Origin of the sequence: Desulforegula conservatrix Mb1Pa (genome assembly GCF_000426225.1) — a bacterium.
GTDB classification, from domain to species: domain Bacteria; phylum Desulfobacterota; class Desulfobacteria; order Desulfobacterales; family Desulforegulaceae; genus Desulforegula; species Desulforegula conservatrix.
On sequence record NZ_AUEY01000020.1, the window covers coordinates 39,246 to 60,944 of the forward strand.

14 protein-coding genes are annotated in these 21,699 nt (G+C 45.2%); 4 read left to right on the plus strand and 10 right to left on the minus strand.

The genetic code is table 11. The features are described 5' to 3' along the window. Positions 1-744: 744 nt before the first annotated feature. Positions 745-1,191 carry a DUF1178 family protein gene (locus K245_RS0109505; RefSeq protein ID WP_027359104.1) on the plus strand — a complete coding sequence of 149 codons (447 nt, stop codon included), beginning with the start codon at positions 745-747 and terminating at the stop codon, positions 1,189-1,191. An 18-nt stretch (positions 1,192-1,209) separates the two neighbouring features. Next, complete coding sequence (locus K245_RS0109510; RefSeq protein ID WP_027359105.1) at positions 1,210-1,881, plus strand: NUDIX hydrolase; 672 nt, start codon at positions 1,210-1,212, stop codon at positions 1,879-1,881. A gap of 71 nt (positions 1,882-1,952) precedes the next feature. On the opposite strand, the gene K245_RS0109515 is transcribed toward K245_RS0109510, so the two are convergent. Further along, positions 1,953-3,572 (minus strand): ABC-F family ATP-binding cassette domain-containing protein, encoded by a 1,620-nt coding sequence (locus K245_RS0109515; protein ID WP_027359106.1) that lies wholly within the window; start codon positions 3,570-3,572, stop codon positions 1,953-1,955. Positions 3,573-3,779: 207 nt separating this feature from the next. On the opposite strand from K245_RS0109515, the gene K245_RS0109520 reads away from it, so the two are divergent. After that, positions 3,780-4,370 carry a DUF2845 domain-containing protein gene (locus tag K245_RS0109520; RefSeq protein WP_027359107.1) on the plus strand — a complete coding sequence of 197 codons (591 nt, stop codon included), beginning with the start codon at positions 3,780-3,782 and terminating at the stop codon, positions 4,368-4,370. 224 nt (positions 4,371-4,594) lie between these two features. On the opposite strand, the gene K245_RS0109525 is transcribed toward K245_RS0109520, so the two are convergent. The 9 genes from K245_RS0109525 to K245_RS0109570 form a co-directional block, all read right to left on the minus strand. Further along, on the minus strand, positions 4,595-5,821 hold the full coding sequence (locus K245_RS0109525) for a hemolysin family protein (protein ID WP_027359108.1): 1,227 nt from the start codon (positions 5,819-5,821) through the stop codon (positions 4,595-4,597). Between the two features lie 121 nt (positions 5,822-5,942). Beyond that, positions 5,943-6,959, minus strand: a complete 1,017-nt coding sequence (locus K245_RS0109530) for a radical SAM protein (protein WP_035276889.1) — start codon at positions 6,957-6,959, stop codon at positions 5,943-5,945. A 3-nt stretch (positions 6,960-6,962) separates the two neighbouring features. Beyond that, complete coding sequence (locus K245_RS0109535) at positions 6,963-7,490, minus strand: cyclic nucleotide-binding domain-containing protein (protein WP_027359110.1); 528 nt, start codon at positions 7,488-7,490, stop codon at positions 6,963-6,965. 132 nt (positions 7,491-7,622) lie between these two features. Next, complete coding sequence (purF, locus tag K245_RS0109540; RefSeq protein WP_051284015.1) at positions 7,623-9,041, minus strand: amidophosphoribosyltransferase; 1,419 nt, start codon at positions 9,039-9,041, stop codon at positions 7,623-7,625. Then, a complete protein-coding gene (gene carB / locus K245_RS0109545) occupies positions 9,034-12,264 on the minus strand; it encodes a carbamoyl-phosphate synthase large subunit (RefSeq protein WP_027359112.1) in 3,231 nt (1,076 codons plus the stop codon). The genes purF and carB overlap by 8 nt, the downstream gene beginning before the upstream one ends. An 81-nt stretch (positions 12,265-12,345) precedes the next feature. Further along, positions 12,346-13,506, minus strand: coding sequence for a glutamine-hydrolyzing carbamoyl-phosphate synthase small subunit (gene carA, locus K245_RS0109550; protein ID WP_027359113.1), 1,161 nt, complete (start codon positions 13,504-13,506; stop codon positions 12,346-12,348). Positions 13,507-13,837: 331 nt separating this feature from the next. Further along, positions 13,838-16,165, minus strand: a complete 2,328-nt coding sequence (locus tag K245_RS0109560) for an FAD-dependent oxidoreductase (protein WP_027359114.1) — start codon at positions 16,163-16,165, stop codon at positions 13,838-13,840. A 184-nt stretch (positions 16,166-16,349) separates the two neighbouring features. Continuing rightward, a complete protein-coding gene (locus tag K245_RS0109565; RefSeq protein ID WP_027359115.1) occupies positions 16,350-17,984 on the minus strand; it encodes a glutamate synthase-related protein in 1,635 nt (544 codons plus the stop codon). Continuing rightward, a complete protein-coding gene (locus K245_RS0109570) occupies positions 17,948-19,078 on the minus strand; it encodes a class II glutamine amidotransferase domain-containing protein (protein ID WP_027359116.1) in 1,131 nt (376 codons plus the stop codon). The genes K245_RS0109565 and K245_RS0109570 overlap by 37 nt, the downstream gene beginning before the upstream one ends. A 678-nt stretch (positions 19,079-19,756) precedes the next feature. Between K245_RS0109570 and K245_RS0109580 the strand changes: the two genes are divergently transcribed. After that, positions 19,757-21,070 carry a helix-turn-helix domain-containing protein gene (locus K245_RS0109580; protein ID WP_027359117.1) on the plus strand — a complete coding sequence of 438 codons (1,314 nt, stop codon included), beginning with the start codon at positions 19,757-19,759 and terminating at the stop codon, positions 21,068-21,070. The last annotated feature ends 629 nt before the right edge of the window (positions 21,071-21,699 follow it).

The window sequence follows — 21,699 nt, forward strand, 5'->3', positions numbered from 1 at the left end:
TTGTTATTTTGTATATAAATTCATATCAAAAGGCTTCTGTCTATTCCGAAGCCTTTAGTCAGTCATTTTTACCGGCCTTATAAATTCTGATGGACTCGCAAAAAATAGAAAAAGGCAACGGCGTCATGCCGGACTTTATAAGGCATCCAGTGTTCTCAGATATTTCCGGATTCCGGCTCCAGGTTTTCACATGGACAGGCCCCGCCGGAATGACGGTAATCGGACTTTTTACGACGTTGTCAAATCTAAAAAAGACAGAAACGTATTAACCTTTTTTGTCAAATGCCTCAATCTGTTTCTTTTTTTCTGTTTCAGAATATTAGGTTTTCTTTATCAATTTGTTTTTTGTTAGCTATTCCTGGATTGCAATCAAGTAGCTTTTAAAGTTTTTTGATAAAATTTCCATGTATTTATGCTTGATAGACTCGCAAAAAGTCGGAAATAGGCGTCGGCGTCGTGCCGGATTTGATCCGGCATCTTTGTATTTTCAGATACTTTTGGATTTCGACAAGGTGCGGAATTTTCGGTTGTTTCCATTCCGGCCTTGTCAACATTCACTTTACAATGAAAGCCATTGGCATTAGTTTATTCGGAATGCAGGGTGCACAAGGAAATATTTGCAAGTAATGACACCTCTGCGTCTGCAATTTGCAGAGAAGAATATTTTTGCGGCATTTTTAAAGGCCGCGATTCAGAATCAATACTTTTGAGGGATTCTGTATAAACTTAGTTTGGATGAAATTTATGATCGCTTTTGACTTATGCTGCTCCCAGGGGCATTCCTTTGAAGGCTGGTTTGAAGACAGTGCAGCCTTTGATTTACAGATGCAGAAAGGCCTTATTAACTGCCCTGTTTGCGATGATTGCAATGTGAGGAAGCTGCTTTCACCCGTTGCCATTCGAAAGAGCTCGCCTTCAGGAGCATTTCCTCATATGCCAAAGTCTCCTGAAGAAGGTCTTAAGATACTCGAACAGGTTGGAAGAGAGCTAAAGGAATTTGTAGAAAAGAATTTTGAGGATGTTGGGACTGATTTTGCCAGAGAAGCTCTTAAGATGCACTACGGTGTTGAAGAGCCTCGAAATATCAGGGGCGTCAGTTCCGAAAATGATGAGGACGTGCTTAGAAATGAAGGTATAGCTTTTTTTAAACTGCCTTCGTTTGACTGGCCAGATCAGGAGTCTGATGAATGATATTCAGGAGTAAATAATATGGATATGCAAGATCTTGAAACCCTTAGACTCAATCTTCCGGAGCATCCCGGAATTCATGGCAGGGAAAATTATTTCAACGCAGCTGTGCTCATCCCTCTTGTAAATATTGACGGCGAGCTGAATTTTCTTTTTGAGAAAAGGGCAAAGGGAATACGTCAGGAAGGCGAAGTCTGCTTCCCTGGAGGCAAATACAGCCGGAAAACTGATAAAACACGGCTTGAAACTGCTCTGCGCGAGACCCATGAAGAGCTTGGCATTTCAGGGGACAGGATTTTTCCTTTGGGCCAGATGGATTCCCTCATAGCTCCCGTGCTTGGGGGGGTTATCGATCCATTTATTGCTGAAGTAAAAATAAGCGGGATAGAAGATCTGACTCTTCAGAGCGACGAAGTTGAAAAGGTCTTTTTTGTACCGGTATCCTGGTTCGAGCAGAATCAGCCCGAAATTTATCATGTCAGGATCGAGGCTCATCCGAGAATAAAAAAGGAAAACGGCGAGATTGAAACACTTCTCCCGTCCATAGAACTCGGGCTTCCGGACAGTTATGCCCAGCCCTGGGTAGGCAGAAAGCATAGGGTTCTTGTTTACAGGGTTGCTGGTGAGCTTGTCTGGGGACTCACTGCTGAAATGGTCAATGCCGTTGTGAATAAATTCAAAAGGCAGGATTAGAAAATGCTTTTTCAGAATCCTGCCCATGATTTAAGCAATTATCTTAATCTGGTGCTTTGAATTGAACCGGTTTATTTTCCAACCTTGCTCAGATAATACTCATACCCGCCTTCGTAGCTTGTCATTTCTCCATGATCAATCTGGAAAACCCTTTTGACGAGGGATCTCAGGAAGTACCTGTCATGGCTTACAATAACGACTGTGCCGTTGAATTCCTGAAGAGCTTCAAGGAGAATTTCCCTTGACTGGATGTCGAGGTGGTTTGTCGGTTCGTCAAGAATAAGGAAATTGACAGGTTTTGATAGGAGTGTCGCAAGAACAACACGGCTTTTTTCTCCGCCTGATAGTTTGTCTATTCTCTTATGAACATCATCGCCCTGGAAAAGAAAGGCTGCGCAAAGATTTCTGATAATTCCGATCCCGGCATGTGGAAGTGCATCCTGAACAGACTCAAAAACAGTTTTTTTAGGATCAAGAAGATCCATGGAATGCTGGCTGAAATAGCCGACGTTTACTGAAGCTCCAATCACGGCGCTGCCGGATGTAGGCGTTGTCTGTTCTGCGAGAACCTTTAGGAATGTGGATTTTCCGGCGCCATTTATTCCGACCACCGCAATCTTTTCCCTGCGCCTTATCATTCCTGAAATTCCGCCAAAAACAGACTTCTGGCCACCATCAGGAAGTTCCCATACTTTTCCGAGGTTTTCCATGACAACAACGTCGTCACCTGAACGCGGAGGCTCTGCAAATTCAAACTTGATTTTCTTTTGTTCCGGTGGAAGCTCTATACGTTCAATTTTTTCTATCTTTTTCACCCTGGATTGAACCTGGGACGCATGGGAAGCTCGGGCCGCAAATTTTGCAATGAATTCCTCTTCCTTTGCCAGCATTTCCTGCTGTCTGCGGTAACTTGCCATTAGCTGTTCGCGCCTGACCTCTCTTTCTCGAAGATAAAAATCATAGTTGCCTGTGTACGTTGTGGCTGTTCTATTGGCAATTTCTATGGTTCTTGAAACTATCCTGTTCATGAAATCATGATCATGGCAGGTCATGAGAAGCGCGCCCTTGAATTCGTCAGCCAGCCATTCTTCAAGCCATACGATGGATTCAACGTCCAGATGGTTTGTGGGTTCGTCAAGGAGAAGGACATCAGGATTTACGGTCAGAATTTTTGCAAGCGCTATACGCATTTTCCAGCCACCGCTGAATGACTCAACTGGCCTGTCGTAAGAGTCAGGGCCAATGCCTAAACCTGTCAGAACTGCCTGGGCCCTTGATTCAAGATCATATCCGCCCTGGTGCTCGAACTGGTCAACCGCATTGCCGTATTTTTCGAGCAGGTTGGCCATATCATCATCAGACATTGGTTCTGCCATTGCAGCTTCCATTGTCCTTATTTCTTCGCCAAGCCTTACAACGTCCTGAACCGCAGACATTACCTCTGCGAGTGCCGATCTGCCGGACATATCTCCGACGTCCTGGGAAAAATAGCCTATTCGTGTTTTTGAGGCTTTGGTGATCTCTCCGCTGTCAGCCTCTTCTTCACCTGTGATAAGCCTGAAAATGGTTGTTTTGCCCGCACCGTTGGGGCCTACAAGGCCTGTTCTGGTAGAAGGAAGTATCTGAAGGCTGGCGTTCTGGAAAAGGATCTGCGAGCCATGCTGTTTTGTGATGTTGCTCAAATGTATCATTTTAATAACTCCTAAAAAAAACGGACTATTACCACGGAGGAGACTGCCCGGCAAGAGTATTTTTATTAATATGAAAATACCGTAGAGGCTTTTGTGAAATCTGTTTTCATACTCTGGATAGTCATGTATTATTGCATCGTCTTGGCGTTTTTATCTGAAACGTTTTTTTCAAGACGATTCCTGCTTACAATTAAAAAAAGAGCCTCAATGCTGAAAAAAACACTTCCGCTTATTGCAATTGTTCTCTTTGTTTCTTCTTATTCAGCAGCCTCTTCTTTTCGCTGCAACGGAAGAGTTGTATCAGAAGGGGATGCCAAGTATGATGTTCTCATGAGATGCCAGCAGCCCTATCTTTCAGACACTACAGAGAAAGAAATCATAAGAAAGGTGACTCCATCGGAATGGAGAAAATATCAGGTTAAAAGAGAAAACTGGCTTTACAATTACGGCCCGTCCAATCTGATGAGGCTCATGGTGTTTGAAAATGAAAAGCTGCTGGAGATACGGAGTCTTGGTTACGGATACATGGACGGAGATATCGGCAGATACGCCGGAGATTCTTCAAAACTGACCACGGGCATGACTTCGGTTGAGGTTCTGATGCACTGGGGCAGACCGTCATACAGGTCTGACAGGAATGAGGAACGAATCATTAAGGTTGATGATAATAATTATATGAAAACCTATGTCACTGTCTCAGATTGGATCTATAACCTCGGTCAGAACCGGCTTACCAAGACCCTTGTATTCGAAGCAGGAGAACTCGTCGAAGTTAAAGACGGGAATTATGGGATGTAATCCTGTTTTAAATGGGAATTTCGAATTTGAGAGAAGCAAGTATTCGGAAATTTTTTGCGGAGCTTTTTTTCAAAAAAGCGACCCGCAAGGTACACGCATCTGGTGTGCAAGTCTTAGAGCTTGAGCACCCTACGAATCGGCCTTTTTTTACGGCAAATTAACCATACAAGGTTGATCTTAAAGAGGATAATAGCACAAAAGTTCGGGTTAGCTTGGAACGGGCATTAATCGTTCTTTTTAAGAATAAATTCCCTTATCCTGTTGCCTTCTTTTTCCTTAACTATTGCAAGGTATTTCCCAATGGTTATTTTTTCTTTCTCCCTTGGGATTCTTCCAAGCTTTTCAAGGATGAAGCCAGAGAATGTATCATATTCTCCATTCTCTTCTATATTGATATCAAAGGCCTTGTTAATGTCGTAGATGCTGATCCCACCCTGTATGATCCATTCGTTGTTCTTTGTCTGGACTATGTCCGGAATTTCCTGATCTGTTTCGTCTTCTATGTCTCCGACAAGTTCTTCGATGACATCCTCGAGTGTGATGAGACCTGCTACACCACCATATTCATCCACAACAATGGCCATATGGTGGCGCCTTTTCTTGAACTGGCTCAGAAGGGTGTTGATGGTCTTGTTTTCTGGAATGAAATAGGGCTTCCTCAGGATAACCTCAATATTCAGCTCTCCAGGGCATGTCGCCTGCTGCCTGAACAGATCACTTACGTGTATGGCTCCGATTATGTTGTCAATCGATCCCTTATAAACCGGAACCCTTGAAAATCCAGCCTTGAGTATATTAATCAGGTCAGTGGGCTTTTCTATATCTATGGCAAACATGTCTCCGCGCGGGGTCATTATTTCGGAAGCTCTGGTATCGTCAAACTCGAAAACATTCTGGATCAGCTCTTTTTCTTCTTCCCTGATTTCTCCTTCCTCTTCGCCCATCTCGACAATGGTAATCAGTTCTTCCTCTGTAACGCTAGGATTGGAAACATTCATTCTGCCGGCTAATTTGGGTACAAAGTCCAGAATCTTTATGACAGGAAAAAGAATTACCGAAAACCAGAAGATTGGAATTATGGAGAGCCTTGAAATCACGATGTTATTTTTTGCCGCTATTGATTTCGGCATTATCTCGCCAAAAACAAGAATCAGAAATGTCATGACTCCTGTTGCTATTCCAACGGCATTTTCGGAAAATGATTTGATCATTACTGCTGTGGCAAGGGATGAAGCGGCAATGTTTACAAGTGTATTACCGATGAGGATTGTGGATAAAAGGCGATGGTGGTCATCCTTCATTTTTTTTATGAGGGAATCCACCTTGCTCCCGCTTTTTGCCATATGCATTGCCTTTGCTCTGCTTATGGTGAACAGGGCAGTCTCTGCGGACGAAAAAAAACCGGACAAAAGTAGAAAAACTATGAGTATTATAATTTCTTGTATAGGCATAATTGTTCCCTGCGCATGCGGGGAAAAAGGGTTAAAAAAGGTAAATATGAACATTAATGAATTTTTTGTTTAAGATCTACATTTTTTATTCCTTGCCAATAAATTTAATCTAACTGCAGAGTCATATGCCGCAAGGGTCAATCTCTTTTTTGATCAGGCAGCATGCAATCCTTGATGCAGGTGTACCGTCAGACTTGTATTCAATATTGCCTGGCTGGATCATTCTGTTCATCACGCAGCCTTCAGGGATGGAAAGCCCGAAAAAATTATCCTCGTTAAGAGGCGGCTGTTTCACTATTTTCCCATCTATGAATTCCAGGGCATGAACCGGGAAATCCTCGCAAAGAGGGCATCTGTAGACCCTGCCGTTGGGAAATATGAAATAGTTTTCAGCCTCTGTTCCGCCGCACTCAAAAGTATCATCCGGCTCAAGAAACACCTTGGGATAAGTAACCTTTATGCCGTATCCAGCTGTTTTTTCCGCTACTGGCGGAATTTTCATGAGCCACTCGTTTTTGGATATCTGATTAGATATTTGGGTGGTTTCTTTTCTGTCATGGGCTGCTTCGCCCCTTATGCCTATCACCTGGATGAAAAAATGCTTTATTCCGAGATCTCGTACAAGCTCAGGCATAAATTCAAGCTCATGGATATTCGCTCTGCTGACCGTGAATATGGCGCTCGTGTTGAACCCTTTTTCCACGGACGATTTTATCCCTTTTATGCAGGTTTCGTAGCATCCAATGCCCCTCAGTCTGTCATTGGTCTCCATCGTTGCCCCGTCCAGGCTGAAGCTGAGAAAATCAAGCTCAGAAGGAGATATTCTGTCCAGAAATTCATTGAACAGATAGCCGTTCGTATCGACTGTGATTGACTGATAGCCTATGGATCTTGCGAATCTGATCGCTTCAGGAAGATCAGGATGGAGGGTCGGCTCGCCTCCAAGAAATATGACGTTCGCTTTTTTACTTTTATCTGAAAAGGCTGAAAGCCATTCCTTGATTGTGGACAGTGGAAGGGTATTATGGCCGTGCTGCTTCGGGTTGATGTAGCAATGGGCGCATTTGAGATTGCATGCGGTCAGTATGTGAAAAAAAACATTGACCGCATTTTTTGAAAAACTGACTGTTTTATTCATCAGCTATGAAGAACCCTTTATTTCAAGATGCTCCTTGAGAAATTTTACTTTCTGTTTCGACCTTACTAGCTCATCATTGGCGAGCCTTAGTCTTGCAGACATGAATTCCGCAAAAATTCTGTAAAGAAGTAGTAGGAAGTCCAGTCTTTCATCCCTTGTGTCATCATCTGCTAACCTTGATCTTGCAGAAGTGTCAACTGCAAGGCATGTAACTTTGCCGGATGCATAAACAGAGGCGGATCTGCTCTTGCTGTCTATGACCCTCATTTCGCCGAATATTTCACCGATTCTGGATATTGAGGCTATCTCATGTCCTTCCTTGGTGATTTTTATTGTACCGGACAGGAGAAAATAGAGCCATGGATCCATATCTCCCTCGCGGATAATTGCTTCTCCGTCCTCATATTCTCTCATCTTGCTGAGCCTTAAAAGCTTTCCAAGGTTTTGAGCCTCGAAATTTTTGAGCGCAGGAATAGTAAGGAGCTTTTGTATGTTTGAGATATTATCCTTGAGGTATTTGGTTTCTATCATGCTGCCTCCGCTGGACGATCGGGCCTAAGTTTTCAGGTAATGAATCTTATGGTAAGGCCTCCCGGGTTTTCCGGAAGGCCGACAGCTTCAAATTTATGGCGTGATACAACCTTACTTTTTTGAATATAGTCTCTAACGGCTTTCAAGACAAGCTTTTGAAACATTTTCACTGAATTTGACAGGATAATTGCCGTCAAAACAGGCCTTGCAGTAATTATTTTCAGGGTCAGGCGTTTTTGTAGACTCAAGAAGCCCTTCAATGGAAAGGTAATGCAATGAATCGAGACCAAGATAATCCCTCAGTTCTTCGACGCTCATCCTTGACGCGATCAGCTCTCCCTTGCTGGAAAAATCTATGCCGTAGTGGCAAGGGAATTTATGTGGAGGACAGCTTATCCGCATGTGAACCTTATTGACACCAAGCTCACGAAGCGCCTTTATTCTCGTCTTGGCGGTGGTTCCTCTTATTATGGAGTCTTCAACTATTATAATATCTTTGCCTTTAAGAAGCTCTTTCACTGGGTTCAGCTTCACCCTCACGCCAAAGTCGCGCATTCCCTGGGTTGGTTGTATGAATGTTCTTCCCACATAATGATTTCTTATCATTCCCATTTCAAAAGGAATTCCGGATTCTTCGGCGTATCCGATTGCAGCATAGCTTCCTGAATCAGGGAAAGGCATTACAAGATCTGCCGGAACATGGCTTTCACGTGCCAGTCTTCTTCCATGATCCTTTCTTGTAAGATATACGTTTTTGCCGAAAATTGTGCTGTCTGGGCGGGCAAAATAAATATATTCGAAAATACAGACAGATTTTTTTTCTATCTTTTCAGGCATAATGCTTCGTATGCCTTCATTGTTTATTATGACTATCTCGCCTGGTTCAAGCTCTCTGATGAATTCGGCCTGGATAAGATCAAGGGCGCATGTCTCGGATGCAAGGACATACGAGCCGTTGAGCATTCCAAGACAAAGAGGTCTGAATCCGTTGGAATCCTTGATTCCTATAAGATCCCCTTCGCTTGTCAGGGCAATAAAGGAATAAGCGCCTTTTAATCTTTGCGTTGCTTTTTGAAGAGCTTCATCAAAACCGAACTTCAGATTTTTTATGAAAAGATGAATCGCAACTTCTGTGTCCATTGTAGTCTGGAAAATTGAGCCTTCATTTTCGAGTTCAGATTTGATTTCATAAGCATTGACAATATTGCCGTTGTGAGCCAGGGCATAGCTTCTTTTTTTGTGTCGCGCCACAAATGGCTGGGCATTTGCAATATTGGAGCTTCCTGTTGTGGAATATCTGACATGGCCGACGGCGCAGTTGCCTTTCAGATTTTTAAGTTCTTCCCCTCGGAAAACCTCATTTACCAGACCCATGCCTTTGTGACCATCAAGATTTCCATCGTTTGCCACCACAATCCCCGCGCTTTCCTGGCCTCTGTGCTGGAGAGCGTAAAGACCGAAATATGTCAGGGTTGCCGCATCCGGATGTCCGTGGATCCCGAATACGCCACATGCTTCTCTTGGTTTTTCAGACTCAAAAATATTATACATGATACTCCTGCAGCGTTTTTACTGCCATATCTCTGGCCTTTAATGTGATGACAGCATCACATATGGCCTGGGCGCTTGACATTGTTGTGGTGTAAGGAATGTTGAATTTAAGGGCGGCCCTTCTTATCTGGAATCCGTCCTGTTTTTCGTCGCTTCCTGATGGCGTGTTTATTATAAGATCAATTTCACTGTTCATGATGGCGTCGACAACATGGGGACGTCCAACAGAAACCTTGTTGATCATCTTATTCTCTATGCCTTTTTCTTTAAGAAAAGCTGATGTGCCCCTGGTTGCCACTATTTTGAATCCAGCGTCTATAAACTGTTTCGCGATTTTTTCAGCGGCAGGTTTGTCTGAGTCCTTGACACTTATGAAAAGCGTTCCGGTTACAGGCAGATGGTTACCCGATGCTGACTGGGCCTTGGCAAAAGCCATGGCGAAATCATCGTCAACGCCCATTACCTCGCCTGTGGATTTCATCTCAGGGCCGAGAAGGGTATCAACGTCCGGGAATCTGTCAAACGGAAGAACAACTTCCTTGACAGAAGTGTGGGGCGGCACCGGATCAGCGTGAAGCCCAAAATCATCGAGGGTTTTTCCAAGCATGATTTTTGTGGCTATTTTTGCAAAAGGAATTCCAGTAGCCTTGCTAACAAAAGGAATTGTTCTCGAGGCCCTCGGATTTACTTCGATTACATATAATTTGTTGTCTTTCACAGCATACTGGACGTTCATTAGGCCGACAACATTAAGTTCCTTTGCCATTGCCCTTGTAGCCACCCTCATCTCTTCGAGCATTGAATTGTCTGCCGTATGCGGAGGAAGAACGCAGGCCGAATCTCCTGAATGGATTCCCGCTTCTTCGATGTGCTCCATCATTCCGGCGATAATTGTTCGTTTGCCGTCTGATATTCCGTCAACATCGAATTCTGTGGCGTCTTCAAGGAATTTGTCTATGAGGACAGGATGATCAGGAGATACATCAATCGCTATTTTTGTGAAATTTCTCAGCTCTTCAGGATTATAAACAATCTTCATTGCTCTTCCGCCAAGCACGAATGACGGGCGGACAATCACAGGGTAACCTATCTCCTCGGCAACCTTTTCAGCTTCAGCTATATTCATCGCAGTGCCGTTGGGCGGCTGGACAAGTCCCAGCTTGTTAAGCATTACCTGGAAGAGCTTTCTGTCTTCTGCCATTGCAATGCTTTCGGCTGATGTTCCAAGAATCGGCACTCCAGATTCAGCCAGCTGTCCAGCAAGATTTAGAGGCGTCTGGCCTCCGAATTGGATTATGAGACCGTCTGGTTCTTCGTTTTCAATTATATGAAGAACGTCTTCCCTGGTCAGAGGCTCAAAATAAAGCTTGTCCGAGGTGTCATAGTCCGTACTTACAGTCTCGGGATTAGAGTTGACCATGATGCTTTCAACGCCTTCTTCTCTAAGCGCCATTGAAGCATGAACACAGCAGTAGTCGAATTCAATTCCCTGGCCTATTCTGTTCGGACCGCCGCCAAGAATCATAACCTTTTTTCTGTCAGATACCCTGGATTCGTCTTCTGTTTCATAGGTCGAATAATAATATGGAGTGGCTGCATAAAATTCTGCGGCGCAGGTATCAACAAGTTTATAAACCGGCTTCATACCGAGAGACTTGCGGTATTTTTCAACTTCTCTGTCAGTGGCTTTTGTCAGATAGGCGATCTGTCTGTCTGAAAAACCAAGACGCTTTGCTTTATAAAGAACATCTTCGGGAAGCAGTTTGCCTTCGAATTTTTCAATCTCGGACTCAAAGGAAACAATCTGATTTATCTGATTAATGAACCAAGGATCTATTTTTGTCAGCTCATGTACTTCATTCTCGGACATTCCGGACTTGAGCGCATAACGTAGATAGAATATTCTTTTTGAGTTAGGAGTCACAAGGTGATGAAGAATTTCCTGCTTAGTGGGCTGTTTTCCGGTGGTGTCTATGACATCCTTGCCGTCGGCACCCATTCCTGCGCGGCCCGTCTCAAGCGACCTGAACGCCTTCTGGAAAGCTTCTTTGAAGGTTCTTCCTATGGACATGGCCTCGCCGACCGATTTCATGGCCGTTGTAAGATAATCCTGGGTTTCAGGGAATTTTTCAAATGTCCATCTTGGAACTTTTACAACACAGTAGTCTATGGTCGGCTCAAATGATGCCATGGTCTGGCCGCCGGTTATGTCATTGGGCAGCTCGTCGAGGGTATAGCCCACGGCAAGTTTTGCGGCTATTTTAGCTATCGGGTATCCTGTCGCCTTTGAAGCAAGGGCTGAACTTCTTGAAACCCTTGGGTTCATTTCGATGATGACCATTTCACCATCTTCGGGATTAACGGCAAACTGGACATTTGATCCGCCTGTATCGACTCCGATTTCCCTAAGAATTGCGATGGCAGCATCGCGCATGACCTGGAATTCCTTGTCTGTCAGGGTCTGGGCAGGAGCCACTGTTATGCTGTCTCCTGTGTGGACACCCATGGGATCAAGGTTTTCAATGGAACAGATTATGATTACGTTGTCTTTTTTGTCTCTTACAACCTCAAGCTCATATTCTTTCCAGCCGAGAATGGACTTTTCTATCATGACCTGGGAAATGAGACTCGCGTCAAGCCCTGCCTTTGCAATCAGCTCAAGCTCTTCAGGGTTGTATGCGACTCCGCCGCCTGTTCCTCCAAGCGTGAAGCTGGGGCGTATGATCACGGGAAAACCGATTGCGTCTGCAACTTCCCTAGCCTGGGTCATGTTTTTTGCAAAACCGCTTTCAGGAATCTTGAGGCCGATTTTGGTCATGGCATCGCGGAAAAGTTCCCTGTCTTCAGCTTTTTTGATGGCGTCAAGGGATGCACCGATCAGTTCCACATTGTACTTTTCAAGAACACCCATTTCCGCGACTTTTACGGCAGTATTGAGGCCTGTCTGGCCACCGAGGGTCGGGAGAAGGGCATCAGGTCTTTCCCTTTCGATTATTTTTGCCACTATTTCGGGAGTGACAGGCTCTATGTAAGTTCTGTCAGCGGTCTCCGGGTCTGTCATGATTGTGGCTGGATTGCTGTTTACGAGTATTACCTCGTAGCCTTCCTCCTTGAGGGCTTTGCATGCCTGGGTTCCTGAATAGTCGAATTCGCAGGCTTGTCCGATTATTATCGGGCCCGCGCCTATGATCATTATTCTTTTTATGTCTGTTCTTTTCGGCATTTTTCCGGACTTATGTATTGAGGTTTTTATAAAAGCTCAAGTCTGTGACCAATTCAAATCTGGCGAAATCAAAATCAGGCTTTAGCATGCAGTTTTGGGATCAGCTTCAAACGCTTTTACCGCTTCTGCAAATTCTTCAAACAGATATCCCGAATCATGAGGCCCTGGTGAAGCCTCCGGATGGTGCTGAACCGTGAATATAGGCAATTTTTTGTGCCTGAAACCCTCAAGCGTATTGTCGTTCAGATTCATATGCGTTATTTCGAGGTCATTCACATCAAGGCTGTTCAGATCAACGGCAAAACCGTGATTCTGGGATGTAATTTCAATCCTGCCTGATTTTCTGTTCTGAACAGGCTGGTTTCCGCCTCTGTGACCGAACTTGAGTTTGAATGTCTTTCCGCCCATGGCAAGTCCGAGGAGCTGGTTGCCGAGGCAGATTCCGAATATTGGTCTGAATCCGATGAGGTCGCGGATGGTATTAATGGCATAATTCAGAGGCTCAGGGTCTCCGGGGCCGTTTGACAGGAATATAGCCTGGGGTTCTATTCTTTTTACGGCTTCCGCAGACGTGAATGCAGGCACAACAAGGACTGTGAATCCGGCCCGTTCAAGCGAACGAAGAATATTGAATTTTATTCCAAAGTCAAATGCCACAAGAGTAAGCTTTTTGTTTTCAGGCCAGATTTCAGGCCCAGCTTTTTCAATGTCTGCTTCTATGGTTTTGGAAGCTCCGCCTATCCAGAAATATGGCTTTGCTGTGGTCACATCTTTCACAAGATCCTGACCTGCCATTTTGGGAATGGACCGAGCTTTTTTTACAAGGGACTCTGGATCAAGATCAATTGATGAAATTACGCCCCTGAGCGCTCCGTTTGTTCTGAGGTGTTTGGTCAGAGCCCTTGTATCAAGCTCGTCTATTCCCATTACACCGTATGACTTAAGATAATCAGCAAGGGTCGAAGTTGATCTGTAATTGCTTGGAAAATCCTGATATTCGCGCACAATAAAGGCAGCAACATGGATGGAGGCCGATTCGATATCTTCAGGATTTATGCCGTAATTACCAATCAAAGGATATGTCATGGTAACCATCTGGCCTTTGTATGAAGGATCTGTCAGGACTTCCTGATAGCCAGTCATACTGGTGTTGAAAACAGCTTCGCCCGAAGTCTCGCCGGGCCCGGTGAATGATCGGCATGGAAAAATTCTGCCGTCTTCCAGGGCAAGTAATGCTTTCATTTTTTGCCTTCCTAAAAAGGTTCAGGCCGGACGCACGTCACCTTTCCGAGTGGTGAGTGTTCCCGGCATGTTTGTATTTTATAAACTTTCAGGTTTTTTGCCTGCTGAGAATTCTTATTGCCATTTCATTCTGTAATATGCAAGCAAATCCGTCAGAAATTTTCAACGGCTTTGAAGTATTGATTTATATTGTTTTCCTTGAACAATTTCTTCTAAATGAAAAATTAATTTTTTAGAGGTGGCCTTTAGGTTTAGGCCGTAAAGCAAGAGAGGGCTTAAAAAGCCCCCTCTTTTTCTAAAGCATATTTTTTAAAACGCTATGGAAGATTCATTATTCCAGAGGCGAATTCACCGTAAGATTCCATATCCCGCATGGACAGGCTCCGGCGCAGAATCCGCAGGCAATACATTTGTCGGCATTGACCCTGTACTCAAAGTCGCTGAATCCGATCTGTTTTCTTGAGATTGCGGCCTCAGGGCAGACCGCGACACAGATTCCGCAGTCCCTGCATTTTCCGCAGGATGCGCATTCTGCTCCGCACTGCTCGTTGTCACCGTACTCGAGAATCCTTGGATCATAGTATTCAAGTTTGATTCTGTTTTTGTCTATCATCAGCCTTGTGTCTGACTGGGGCCGTTTGCCTCCGATTATGTCAGATATTGCATTGGCTGATATGCGTCCGGCTCCTATGGCATCTGTGATGAGACCGGCTTTTACGATGTCGCCTATGGCAAAAATTTTGGAATCTGTGGTCTGAAACACATCATTTACTGTGATGAGACCTTTTTCGACCCTTATTCTTTCGGGTAGGAAGTCAAGATCAGCAGCATCGCCAATTGAAACAACAACTGTGTCAGCCGGAATTATTTCGCCTGTCGTGAGCTTCACGCCTTCAGAAGTGATCTCGCTTGTAAAGCAAGGATACCTGAAAATTGCGCCCACATGTTCAGCTTCTTCCTTTTCCTTGCCGAAAGCAGCTGGCTTCTGAACGTCGATGAGGGTGACTGTCTCTGCGCCAAGGCGTTTTGCCTCGGTTGCGACATCGCAACCTACGTTTCCTGCTCCTATTACAACAACGTTTTTTCCTGGCTTGATCGCGTTTGCCTTGGATTTCAAAAGAAAATCAAGGGATGTGACGAGCCTTTCCTTGCCCGGAACAGGAAGGGTCCTTGGTTTCTGGGCGCCTGTTGCAATTATTACAAAATCGTATTCAGCCGCGATCTTTTCAAATTCAGCTTTTGTTATTTCCGATGTCTGGACATGGCCGACGACGTCCCTCACCCTTTCAAGTTCCTTGGAGATTACTTCCTTTGGAATTCTTGTGTTAGGAATGACAGAAGTTATTTTTCCGCCTATTTCTTCAGCATTGTCGAAAATAAACACTTCGTGACCAGCCTGTCTGAGTTGCCATGCCGCTGAAATACCGGCAGGGCCACCGCCTATGATGGCGACTTTTTTACCCGAAAGCTCTGGCAGTTTTGGAGTTTTTGCCTTTATGCTTGCTTTTCCAAGAAGCGTAATGTCAACCGGAGCCATTCCTGCGTCTGCCTTGGTACATGCTCCCATGCACGGATTCGGGCAGAGATATCCGCAGACAGTGGCAGGGAATGGAGAATACGCAAGGGCCATGTCAACGGCCTCGTCGATTCTTCCTTCACGAACAAGTCTCCAGCGTTCCTGGACAGGAATACCTGACGGGCAGGTTGCCTGGCATGGAGCCATGTATTTGTCGTTTTCCCACACAGGCACGTATCTTCTTAGATCTCCTGTTGTAATCAGTGGGATTGGACTCATGTCCATGTCCGAAAGATCGCCTATGAGGCCGCCTTTCCCAAGTTCGGCATTCCATACGTTCTTATGAAAGTCTGACATGGACATTCTGTTTGAACCGCCTTTTTCCTGCGGCCCTTTGGCAGTTATCTTACGCCAGTCTGATCTTACTGACATTGGATCAAGAAGTTCTTGTCTGCTTATTTTTTCAAGATAGGCTTTTAAATTTGATGTCAGCCAGTTCCAGTCTTCGTCTGTTATTTCAACTTCCTTGGCGTCTGCCTTGCTGTATCCGTCGAAAGGCCCTCTGACATATACTGTTCCGCTCACCATTCCAACCAGCGGACGGTATCCGAGAACATTTTGCGGAGACTGTGATTTCCAGCCGCAGATTACGGCTATGCCGCCTGCCATGAACTCGCCGAAATAGTCTCCAACGCTGCCGAGTACCCATACTTCAGGAGGCTCGAATCGCGGATTCTTTTTGGTCATGGTCATGGCTCTGGAGCCGGTATTGCCCGCTATATAAAGCTTTCCCTGGGCCATTGCGTTGGCGGCTCCGTTGCCAGCGTTGCCGTGGACAATTATTTCAGCTCCTGCATTGAGCCAGCCCAGATCTTCCGAGACAGGGCCCATTATTTCTATGGTGGTGTTCGGATACGCAAATGACCCGAGTCTCTGACCCGGAGGTCCGACAACCTTTATATAGACCTTTTCTGCTCCGGCCTTCCAGAGTCTGCCTCCGATTCCGTGCTGGCCGAAGGCGTCGACCACTATGTTTCTGTGGCCATCTTCAATGGCTTTTTGTATTCTTTCTTCAAGCAGTCTGGAGTCAATCCTGATTCCATTTTCCTTGCCTGAAATTGTATAAGCTGGTGTCTTGCTCATGACTTTTCTCCGAAAAACGGTTATGCCCTTTATTTGGGCAGTTTCGGCTCTGTATATTTTTGATTTTTGATCGGTGATTTTTGAATTATTTGGCCTGTTCTCCTAAATCAAAAATTCAAATTCAAAAATCAGGGATTGTCGGATTACGGACAAAGGACGTCCTATCCGATTTTTCACAACTGGCCTACACCACATATCTTATCTTGAGACGTTCCGCCGCGTTGAAGTCGCTGATTGCAAGGGCGTCTGACATGCCTATCGGCAGTGATGTCGATCTGCCCAGCGGAGCCATGATTTTCTTCAGTTCAGTATCGAATCTCAGATACATGTCAACAAGGCGCTCGGCAACTTTTTCTGCGTCCAGTCTGCGGAAAATCCTCGGATCCTGGGATGTTATGCCCTTTGGACACTGGCCTATGTTACAGATGTTGCAGCGCTGGGTTTCGGACCCCACACATCCTGCAGCTGCCTGCATCACATATTTACCTGTCTGGACTCCGCTTGCTCCAAGCATTATAAGAGCAGCCGCATTTGCCGCAAGATTGCCGTTTTTGCCTATTCCGCCTCCCGCAAAGAGAGGGATTTCATTTTCCTTGCCTATGGTCAGAAGGTTGTTGTAGCAGTCACGGATGTTGCTAGCTATCGGATGCCCCATATGATCCATGGAAACATTGTAGGCAGCTCCTGTTCCGCCGTCTTCTCCGTCTATTGCAAGACCCGCCGCATATCTGTTTCTGGTCAGATTGTTAAGAACTGCCAGAGATGTCGAAGATGCAGAAATCTTGGGATAAACCGGAACCCTGAATCCCCAGGCCATGGACATGGACTGAATCATTTTTGCCACGGACTCTTCAATTGAGTACTGGGTCTGATGTGTCGGCGGGCTAGGAAGGTTAACGCCCCTCGGAACCCCGCGTATTGCAGATATCAACTTGGTGACCTTGTTCCACATGAGAAGGCCGCCGTCACCTGGTTTTGCGCCCTGACCGTATTTGATCTCGATGGCACACGGATCTTCCTTCATTTCAGGAATGGCGTGGATGATTTCATCCCATCCGAAATAACCGCTGGCAATCTGAAGAATTACATATTTGATGAATCTGCTTCTGAGAAGTCTTGGAGGACATCCTCCTTCACCAGTACACATACGCACAGGCATTCCAAGCTGTTCGTTGAGATACGCAACACCCATCTGAAGACCTTCCCACATTGGCGGTGAAAGGGCTCCGAAGGACATTCCGCCTATCACAAGCGGATAGATTTCACGCACCGGTGGTGTCCAGCCTTCTTCCCTGAGCATTTTCATGTTTTCCTCAGGAGGAAGAACACGGCCAAGAAGCGTATTAACCTGGAACTCGTGACGTCCTGCATCAAGAGCCGGGTCTGTAAGCATGGATATTCTTACAAATTTGATCTGGTCAAGAAGGCTTCCGGAATCGTTTCTGCGTCCGCCTCGTCTTGGAGGCTGGCCTCCCTGGTCTATGTGGAAACGCTGCTTGTCGCCTTCGTCATTTCTCATGCTGATTATGGCATTATTGGGACATACCATATTGCACATTCCGCAGCCTATGCATGCATATGCAGGAGCTGTTCTCTGGCGAATGCCGTAGAAAGTTTCATAATTGTTAGAAGGTACGAATCCTTTTGAAAGGCCGACCTTGATGTCTCTTTTTCTGAAAACCCCGAGTTCAATGGCGTTTACAGGGCAGACAGAGGTGCATCTTCCGCAGAGGGTGCATTTTTCCTTGCTCCAGTCAATCTGCCAGTAAAGATCCTTGACGCTTAGGGTTGAAGGGGTAATTTCTCTGTTTGCCGCCATACTTTGACCTCCTGGCGATCCGGATCAATAATTACTGTATCCAGATGCATTGGCTGAAAATCCTTGGTTTTGTCTCTGTCAGGAACAACTGCGTCCAATCCGCATATTTCCGATGAGAAAGCGTAAATTCCGGGCTTTCCGCCCACGACTCCCGGTCTCAGTTTTTTTCTGTCCTGGACCATGAACATCGAATTGTTGGGCAGACAGCCTATGACACAGTTGGGGCCGTCTATTATCAGTCTGCGGCAGGTCTGCTTAAGATTTTTGAGCAGCGTCTTGTCGGGATGATTTTCAAGCACATCACCCTCTAATGGAGTGATTATGTGTTTGTATGCCTCGATGCCAAGACCTAATTTCTTGTACATATAATGAAGGATCTGCACAAAGACTTCGGAGTCGGACTGAAATCCCATATAGCCAGGATTGCCTCTGGTCTTTAAGTATTCCATTATCGGAACAAAAGCCGTGTTCTCTCCGTTTGTCATGGTGGCAAAGCCTTCAAGGAAGAACGGATGGCATGCATACAGATTGATGGCATAGTTGGTGTTCTGCCTTCCCTGCGCCATGATTATTCTTGCGCTCAGTTCCTCTCTTGCGAGCTTGAGGTATCTGCCGACTGTTAGAGGATCACCGATTTCCTTGATCATTGCAACATCTGGCCAGAAAGAAAAGACGATCATGTCGCCCTTTTCCTCGCCCATTTTTCTTATTTCAAGTCTTATATCCCTCAGGCGCTTTCCGCGCTCTTCATCGCTCAGGCCGTCCCATGACTCAGGATATTCATAAGCCCTTATCAGGTATATGTCCCTCTTCGGCGTTCCTTCCGGCGGATTTTTATCCAGCTTGAAGGTTACTTTGTGCTTGGTCATGAAGCCTTTGTCCATCATGAGGGCATCCAGCTTTTTAAGACCGCCTTCGCTGAATATGCCGGACATGATCGGCGCGCCCTTGAAATCCTCGAAAGGGCCGCCCAGGTCTTTCAGAAAAAGACCAACGCCGGAGCCATCGTGTCCTTCACGCATGACATCCAGGGCCTCGAGCGCCAGCATTGGAGAAAGAGGGGTTTTACTGGTTACAGCAAACAATCGACACATTTTTTATTTTCTCCTTAGGTATAGCTCGTTTCCGGTTTGATCCGGACATTTCAGGTCACCGAATTATTAATTTACGGTTTTCTGTATAATGCAAAGATAATGCCATATCTTTTTATTGTGTTTCTTGGATTAAGCAGGTAAAAAATATATTGATATTTAAAGTATTTCCGGATTATGGCATGTTTCTTTGGTTGTCATAAAATTTCAAAAATGTAATTTTAATTACAATAATGTAATGTTTGTGGAGTTAGATGAATTTACTTAATAAATCTCATGGACAATATCGGTCTACTCTAATTATGCCAGGGGCTGGTGAATTTGTTTTCAGACCAAGACCTCCCTTGTCAATGGGGTAACACTGATATATTATTGATTTTTTTACAATGCAATAATGTTTTTTCAAGAAAAGATTCTTGACTGATGACGCCCTTTTTTATGGATAATGAATGATTGGCAAGGTCGCAAAAAGTCTGATTTCCGTCATTTCGGCGTAGACCGGAATCCAGAAATGATAGAAATTAATGGATGCCGGATCAAGTCCGGCATGACGCCGACGCCTTTTTTTGACTTTTTGCGAAACCATCAATGATTGAGGGCCTTACAAATATCTTTTTTTGATTTTTTACGTAGCCCGTATAAAATATGGGTGTTCATGAATCTTCAATATCCGGAGCTGTAATGATTATTGAAAAAATACCTGTAAATTCAGGCGTTGAGCGTCTTGATTCGCTTCTTGGAAACATATACATTGGAGACAATGTCGTATGGTATGATGATGCCGGTTCTCTTGCCACAGTTTTCTGCCTTAATTTCATGAAGATATCCCAGAAGGAGAACAAGCCTCTGGTTTATGTCAGTTTTGACAGATCTCCGAAAAACCTTCTGGACAAACTTGGATCCCTTGCAAAAAATTCAAATCTTACAATTCTGGATTGTTTTACGGATGGGAAGGGAGAAGGCGCAGACATTTTTCGGAGGTTCTATGAAGCAAAGGCTGACCGCCTTCCATGCAAGGTGGTCAGGGTGGAGCATCCTGAAAAACCCGAGGTTCTTGCAGAAAGCCTTGAGTCCGCATATTCGGAATTTGGTGGAAGCGATGTCCGTTTTATAATTGAGAGCATCACAGGAATGCAGGATTTATGGGGCGGAGAGGAACAGGTTCTGAAATTTTACACCCACTCATGTCCGCGCCTTTATGAGCTGAATACAATTGCGTTCTGGATAATAGAGAAAAAGGCTCATTCCCAGAGACTCAGGGCAGGAATAAACCAGATTGCCCAGGTTGCAATGGAGCTAACCCTTAAAAGGGGTAAAACATTTCTGAGCATTCTGAAAGCGGAAGGCAGGGATATAGAAACCCTGAACAGGCCTTATAATTATGCGGTCAGGGGCCTTGATGTCATAATGGAAGGCAAGCGCCAGCCTTCTGTATATAATGATATAGGAGCCCAGCTCAAGGAATACAGAACGAGCCGAGGTTTTTCCCAGACAGAGCTTGCAAGGCTTGTTGGTGTCACTCCGAGCACAATTTCCCAGGTCGAGGGCGGCCAGATTCTGCCTTCTTTGCCCGCGCTTCTGAAAATGGCAGAAACCCTTTCCGTTGACGTGGCATCTTTTTTTCAGGGCCAGCTCCCAGGTCAGGATAAGGTCGTGTATTCATCTGATTCTCGCATCAATGTAAACGCGGAAAATACTGCAAAGGATCAGATAATGATCAGCCTTCTTGCTCCTGACGCCATAACCTCCAGCGCCATTCCTTACATTGTGGAAATCCCTGAAAACACAGAGATAACAGGCCATTTTTTCTATCACAAGGGAGAAGAGATGGGCTATGTGCTTGATGGAGATGTTCTTCTTAAAACCGACGCCGGAGTGTTTGGCGCAGGAAAAGGGGATCTTATCCATTTAAAGACAGACACTCCCCAGTGGTGGAAAAGTCAGCCCGGTAGTACCGTAAAAATGCTCTGGATAAAAATCAAGAGCGGACTTTAAAAGAATAATGTGCTTATGCTCAATTCTCAGTAACATTTGAAAGTTCATGGGCTTAACATTTTTAAAACTCTAAAATTATCAGTTTTTTGCCTACTAACAAAACCATAAAGTTTTTGCGGAGCTTTTTACAAAAAGCGACCCGCCGGAGGCACTCGGCTTAACGTCGGATTACGGACAAAGGGCGTCCTAATCCGACCTGATATGGTTGTCACCAGTCAAGAGAATAATAATCTCCCATCCACTTTTTTAGTGGCGGCAATGGACATTATGCCCAGAGCATAGGCAGAGGCGAAACAGGTTAAGCGACGATTGTGGATACCGCATGACAAGACTTCATCGCGGAGTTGCCTCATTCTACGAACGGGAGTTCGGCAAGCCTTATCCCAAGGTCGGGTCGAGGATTCTCCTTCGTTTGTTGCGCCCCTGCCTATAGTCTGGAACAGATTTTGATAAATATCTTTCAATGAAAGATATTTTAAGGCTTATCCGTCTGGCAGCCAAACCTGTCAATCTGAATGGTCTGTCAAGGCTGCGAAGCACCGAGCTTGCGAGGCTTGGCCTTGACGGGCCGGGCAGATTGACAGATGCTGTCCCTGACGGCATGAGCCATCTTGTAAAAAATCAGTTTA

Coding starts and splice junctions, on each gene's coding strand:
- K245_RS0109520 (WP_027359107.1), top strand. CDS start 3,780: ATGCTGAAAAAAACACTTCCGCTTATTGCAATTGTTCTCTTTGTTTCT.
- K245_RS0109565 (WP_027359115.1), bottom strand. CDS start 17,984: ATGGCGGCAAACAGAGAAATTACCCCTTCAACCCTAAGCGTCAAGGAT.
- purF (WP_051284015.1), bottom strand. CDS start 9,041: ATGTATAATATTTTTGAGTCTGAAAAACCAAGAGAAGCATGTGGCGTA.
- K245_RS0109505 (WP_027359104.1), top strand. CDS start 745: ATGATCGCTTTTGACTTATGCTGCTCCCAGGGGCATTCCTTTGAAGGC.
- K245_RS0109530 (WP_035276889.1), bottom strand. CDS start 6,959: ATGAATAAAACAGTCAGTTTTTCAAAAAATGCGGTCAATGTTTTTTTT.
- K245_RS0109580 (WP_027359117.1), top strand. CDS start 19,757: ATGATTATTGAAAAAATACCTGTAAATTCAGGCGTTGAGCGTCTTGAT.
- carA (WP_027359113.1), bottom strand. CDS start 13,506: ATGAAAGCATTACTTGCCCTGGAAGACGGCAGAATTTTTCCATGCCGA.
- carB (WP_027359112.1), bottom strand. CDS start 12,264: ATGCCGAAAAGAACAGACATAAAAAGAATAATGATCATAGGCGCGGGC.
- K245_RS0109535 (WP_027359110.1), bottom strand. CDS start 7,490: ATGATAGAAACCAAATACCTCAAGGATAATATCTCAAACATACAAAAG.
- K245_RS0109515 (WP_027359106.1), bottom strand. CDS start 3,572: ATGATACATTTGAGCAACATCACAAAACAGCATGGCTCGCAGATCCTT.
- K245_RS0109560 (WP_027359114.1), bottom strand. CDS start 16,165: ATGAGCAAGACACCAGCTTATACAATTTCAGGCAAGGAAAATGGAATC.
- K245_RS0109510 (WP_027359105.1), top strand. CDS start 1,210: ATGGATATGCAAGATCTTGAAACCCTTAGACTCAATCTTCCGGAGCAT.
- K245_RS0109570 (WP_027359116.1), bottom strand. CDS start 19,078: ATGTGTCGATTGTTTGCTGTAACCAGTAAAACCCCTCTTTCTCCAATG.
- K245_RS0109525 (WP_027359108.1), bottom strand. CDS start 5,821: ATGCCTATACAAGAAATTATAATACTCATAGTTTTTCTACTTTTGTCC.